3 protein-coding genes and 1 tRNA gene are annotated in these 4328 nt (G+C 57.6%); 2 read left to right on the forward strand and 2 right to left on the reverse strand.

What is annotated here, in order from left to right; all coding sequences use genetic code 11:
* Window positions 1-377 precede the first annotated feature (377 nt).
* Window positions 378-2063: an aspartate:alanine antiporter gene (locus tag AB5Y92_RS00150; RefSeq protein ID WP_005336899.1), complete on the reverse strand. Its 1686-nt coding sequence runs from the start codon at window positions 2061-2063 to the stop codon at window positions 378-380.
* Between the two features lie 137 nt (window positions 2064-2200).
* Here AB5Y92_RS00150 and AB5Y92_RS00155 point away from each other — a divergent pair, with 137 nt between their 5' ends.
* Complete coding sequence (locus AB5Y92_RS00155; protein WP_162628421.1) at window positions 2201-2365, forward strand: hypothetical protein; 165 nt, start codon at window positions 2201-2203, stop codon at window positions 2363-2365.
* Window positions 2366-2837: 472 nt separating this feature from the next.
* Here the strand turns inward: AB5Y92_RS00155 and AB5Y92_RS00160 are convergent.
* Window positions 2838-2913 (reverse strand) — tRNA-Asn (locus AB5Y92_RS00160).
* 133 nt (window positions 2914-3046) lie between these two features.
* Between AB5Y92_RS00160 and AB5Y92_RS00165 the strand changes: the two genes are divergently transcribed.
* A partial coding sequence (locus tag AB5Y92_RS00165) for a DEAD/DEAH box helicase family protein (protein ID WP_368225060.1) occupies window positions 3047-4328 on the forward strand: 1282 nt, incomplete at its 3' end.

The raw sequence follows: 4328 nt of genomic DNA on the forward strand, positions 1-4328 counted from the left end.
TACCCCCGCAGTGTGAAGGCAAGACCACAAAAGTATGCGGTGCAAAAAGCCAATAAAAACAATGCCAGTCAGGCTTAACTGACTGGCATTACGCCTCAGGGCGCTTTTTTTGTCTTCGGGATCTACCATCACTCATTGCAGAGCAGAGCAGAGCAGAGCAGAGCAGAGCAGAGCAGAGCAGAGCAGAGCAGAGCAGAGCAGAGCAGAGCATCGGCCATTGTGGAATAGGAAGAGTGGGTTGGTGGCAGAGTTCAGTGCAGATGGTGGGGGCATGTTATCACCCCCATAAGGCTGCTCTACATCTCTATAGCGGAGTAGATAGCAAGAAGGGAGCCTGAGGCTCCCTTCTTTGTTAGCGGTAATGTGATGGCTGTTGGCTAGAACCAGAAGCCGATGATAAAGGAGCCCGCCAAGGTCAGCATCACGTTGGCCACCGCATAGGTACCGGCATATCCGAGCGCCGGAATGGAGCTGTTGGCTGCCTCGTTGACCACATCCATCGCCGGGGCACAAGTACGGGCACCTGTGATGGCACCGAGCAGCAGCGCCGGGTTCATCTTGAGCACCCAGACCCCGAACAGATAGCCTACCAGCACCGGCAAGGTGGTCACCAGCATGCCGGAGAAGAGCACTACCGTACCTACCTCGCTGAGGTGGTCGAGGATGCCGCCACCGGCTTTCAGGCCCGTGCTCACCATAAAGACCGCCAGACCGAGATCCTTGGCCAATCTGAGCGCGCCGGGCGGCACATAGCCGACCGTCGGGTGGTTGGCCCGCAGGTAACCCATCAGAATGCCTGCCAGCAGCAGGCCGACGGCGTTGCCGAGACCGAATTCGATCTGACCGAACACCAGCGAAACGGAGCCGATCAGCAGGCCCAGCACGAAGAAGGTGGTGAAGGCCACCAGATCCGTGGTCTGGCTGTGGATGCTGATAAAGCCGATCTTGTTGGCCAGCAGTTTGACCCGCTGTTTCTCGCCACTGATCTGCAGCACGTCGCCTTTTTGCAGCATGATGTTGCGATCGAACGGCATCTCGATTTGGGAGCGTACCACCCGGTTGAGGAAGCACCCTTTCTCGGTGAGGTTGAGCTCCACCAGATGGCGGCCGACCACTGAGTCGTTTTTCACCACTATCTCTTCGGTGACGATCTGCAGGTCGAGCAGGTTGCGATCAAATACCTCTTTACCGTTGCGGTAGTTGACGTCCAGCTTCTCGTGGCTCTCGGGATAGCCCACCAAGGCGATCTCGTCCCCTTCCTGAATGACGGCATCGCCATCGGGGCTTGCGAGAATGCCGTTGCGGCGGATCCGCTCAACATAGCAGCCGGTATGGGGATAGATGCCGGTCTCCCGCAGGGTACGGCCACCGATCCAGGCTGCCAGTTCGGGGCCCACCCGATAGGCGCGGATGATGGGCAGATAGGTCTTGCGACTCTCGCTGTCGGAGAGACCCCGCTCACGGGCGATTTTTTGCGCTTCGGTATTGAGGTCGAGGCGTGCCAGCGATGGGAGGTAGCGCACCACCAGCATCAGGCCTACCAGACCCACCAGATAGGTCAGGGCGTAGCCGATACCCATATTGTCGAGCACCGCCTGCATATCGGTTTGATGAGGCAGGTTGAGCAGACCGCTGCGCAAGGCATCCTGGGCACCTACCAGCGCGGGGGTCGAGGTGAGGGAACCTGCCAGGATCCCCGCCGCCATGCCCGGCCCCAGATTGAAGAACTTGGCCAGCCCCACCGTCAGCAGCAGGGCGGTCAGCAAGATCACCAGGGTCAGGGTGATGTAGTGGATGCCGTCGCGCAGGAAGACGCTGAAGAAGTGAGGGCCAGCCTCAATCCCCACACAGAAGATGAACAGCATAAAGCCGACGTTTTCAGTGGTGGCCGCAAATTCGAAGCCCATCTGGCCGAACAGCAGGGCGGTAAACAGCACACCTATGGTGTTGCCAATCTGAAAGTTGCCAATTCGCACCTTGCCAAGCAGCAGGCCGAAGGCCAATACCACGAACAGCAGCAGGGAGTCGCTTTGATGTAGCAGTGTCACGAAATCTATGGTCATGCCCGGAAAAACCGAGGAAAAAAGTGGGGTCGATATTGTGCCGGATCTATCCCCAATAAAGAAGCGCAAGGGAGCGATTAATCGGACGTTATCGGACGCTATTTGTGGAACCGGCGGCGTGATAGGGAGACAAGCGGATGAAATCTGGCAATTTTTGCTGTAACCGTCGTTGTCAATTAGTGAAATCTGCTGCCCGCGACCGAAGTGCTCTGGCGCAGGCCGATATTTTAGATTCTGCTGTTCAGCCGCTTGGCGGGGATCAGTTTCAGCAGATTCAACCGATGGCCGCCATGGTTGGCTGAGGGGCAAGTCAGCTTGATATTTGCCCGTTCGCCCACGGGAAAAGGGTTGGCAAAAAGATGCCTCTGAAAAGTGCCAATAGAGCCTGTCACCAAGTGGTTCCGGAGGGAGCAAAAAAACAGCATAAAATCAGGTTGGCCAGCAAAATGACTCTTCGCCGGGGGCCATCAAGGGCAATCCCGCGTCCTGACAGGGCTTGCTGCACTTACCCACAGAATCTGTGGATAACCCTGTTTATGAAACTTGTTCATCGCCCTGAAAGCCGCGCCAGTACTGGGATGCAAGGGCTGTTCAAAAAATACCGGAAGAAAAATGTTTGTATAAAAATCAAATAGTTAGATGTGACAGGAGAAAACTCTGTCGAGCCAGAACGGGTAACAAAAGGGAGCGTCAGCAGCAAGAAGGATCTTGTGCATTAAAATTGGCAGGGGAGGGCACTAAAGTGGATAACTTGCACCGAGATGGTGAGGAATTTGGCTCCCCCGACTGGACTTGAACCAGTGACATACGGATTAACAGTCCGCCGTTCTACCGACTGAACTACGGGGGAACATCAGGCAAGGAGAAGCATCATACAGAAGGTTTCCGGGGGGGTCAAGCCATTCGCGGTATGATGGCACGGGTGTACCGCTGCCAAACCCTCGGTTACACTGCTCCTCTGCTGTTTTGTGTCGGGAGTGTTCATGAGCAAATTGTTCAAGTTAGCCAGCCAGTTTCAACCCGCCGGGGATCAGCCCACGGCGATTGCCCAACTGCTGGATGGCATCGAGTCGGGGCTGGCCCACCAGACCCTGCTCGGGGTGACCGGTTCGGGCAAGACCTTCACCATGGCCAACGTCATCGCCACCCTGAACCGCCCGACCATGATTCTGGCTCCCAACAAGACCCTGGCCGCCCAGCTCTATGGTGAGATGAAGGAGTTCTTCCCCGACAACGCGGTGGAGTATTTCGTCTCCTACTACGACTACTACCAGCCCGAAGCCTATGTGCCGACCACCGACACCTTTATAGAGAAGGATGCCTCGATCAACGATCACATCGAGCAGATGCGATTGTCGGCCACCAAGGCGCTGCTGGAGCGGCGCGACGTGGTGATCGTTGCTTCGGTGTCGGCCATCTATGGTTTGGGGGATCCTCAAGCTTATCTGAGCATGATGCTGCATCTCAAAGTGGGGGATGTGATCAACCAGCGGGATATCCTGCGTCGCCTTGCCGAGCTGCAGTACACCCGCAACGACATGGGGTTTCAACGCGGTACTTTCCGGGTGCGCGGTGAAGTGATCGACATCTACCCTGCCGAATCGGACAAGCTGGCCCTGCGGGTAGAACTCTTTGATGAAGAGGTGGAGCGGCTCTCCCAGTTCGATCCCCTGACCGGTGCCATAGAGCAGACGGTGGTGCGCTATACCATCTACCCCAAGACCCACTATGCTACCCCGCGCGAGACCATTCTGGGGGCTATCGAGCATATCAAGGAGGAGCTGCGCAGCCGCCGCGAGCAGCTGTTGTCCCTCAACAAGCTGGTTGAAGAGCAGCGCATCAGCCAGCGTACCCAGTTCGACATGGAGATGATGCAGGAGCTGGGTTACTGCTCCGGCATCGAGAACTACAGCCGCTACCTCTCCGGCCGTGCGCCGGGGGAGCCGCCGCCCACCCTGTTTGACTACCTGCCGGGGGATGGCCTGCTCATCATCGACGAGTCCCACGTCACGGTGCCGCAGATCGGCGCCATGTTCAAAGGGGACCGCTCCCGCAAGGAGACCCTGGTGGAGTACGGCTTCCGGCTCCCCTCGGCGCTGGACAACCGGCCACTCAAGTTTGACGAGTTTGAAGCGCTGATGCCGCAGACGGTGTTTGTCTCGGCGACTCCCGGCCCCTACGAGCTGGAGAAGTCCGGCGGCGATGTGGTGCAGCAGGTGGTGCGCCCAACCGGTCTGCTCGATCCGGAGATCGAGGTGCGTCCGG

Source organism: Aeromonas sp. R1-1 (genome assembly GCF_040908495.1).
Taxonomy (GTDB): Bacteria; Pseudomonadota; Gammaproteobacteria; order Enterobacterales; family Aeromonadaceae; genus Aeromonas; species Aeromonas veronii.

What these genes read in the sequence shown, in the direction of transcription:
- AB5Y92_RS00150 (WP_005336899.1), bottom strand. Translation starts at nt 2,063, where the DNA reads ATGACCATAGATTTCGTGACACTGCTACATCAAAGCGACTCCCTGCTG.
- AB5Y92_RS00155 (WP_162628421.1), top strand. Translation starts at nt 2,201, where the DNA reads ATGAAATCTGGCAATTTTTGCTGTAACCGTCGTTGTCAATTAGTGAAA.